Annotated in this window: 1 protein-coding gene; it reads right to left on the reverse strand. The window is 39.6% G+C overall.

Annotated elements, in window-relative coordinates; all coding sequences use genetic code 11:
- Positions 1 to 123 precede the first annotated feature (123 nt).
- Positions 124 to 891 (reverse strand): hypothetical protein, encoded by a 768-nt coding sequence (locus ACVA54_RS19635; protein ID WP_446619676.1) that lies wholly within the window; start codon positions 889 to 891, stop codon positions 124 to 126.
- Positions 892 to 920: the final 29 nt, after the last annotated feature.

Genomic DNA, 920 nt, shown 5'->3' on the forward strand with positions numbered 1-920 from the left:
GCAAACTAACGCCCTGTTAAGGGGTGAGCAACGCAATACCGAAGTTGCCGCATACCGCCTTAAACACTAAAACCAACGCATAGTAAAAATGCCACGCGTTGCGAATCCCTCTTAAACAGATTGTTATGCATTTGTGCCCGCGACTTGTACGTAACCATCACAAACACCTAATCCATTAGTTAGTTTGGGTAGAACTGTTTTCTCACTCTGCATTTGTCTAAAGATCTGATTTGATGTGTTATGACACATTTTGAGCATTTGCCCTGCTAACGTATCCTTATCTTTGTCTGACGCATAACAAAGCTTTACCTGATGATGTAGATAACTCGATTTAAAGTAGGGTTTAACACGCTTGTTAAATTCTGGTAATGAATCTTTCTCGCTATCAACAATGATAGCGAGCATTTCTTTACCTGTATCAAATGGAAATCGTAAAAAGTTGGTGATTACGAGATGCCAACCTATAAGCTCTGGGTTAATGTGAGGTTGCGGGTTTACAATAATGAACGAGCCAAGGTGAATAAAAGGAACACCGTCGGTACCCACATACTGTGAAACTTTTCCTGGCACTTGGTAACAAGTACAAATGCTAATTTTCTGTCCATTGTATTCGCGAGAATTGGTATCAACGCTAATGATGTAATCGTATCCATTCAGTAACATTGTATCGACATCAAATGCTGCGAACTCACTATGTCCTTGAACACTGCTTAAAACTTTCGGCTTGCCTGAAGCCCTTTCATAACTGCGCTCAACACGAATCGTACTAGGATTTGCTTCAGGAATTATTAAGCCGTCTCGTAAAGGGTCATACGTAAACGAAATCTTATTTACATTTTTATTCACTTGAAACGTAACTTTTTCGTCTCGTGTTTTCTTTTCAGTGCTCAATTACTAATTTCTCCGTTAATGCATAACGC

The organism is Vibrio sp. PNB23_22_6, from assembly GCF_052877535.1.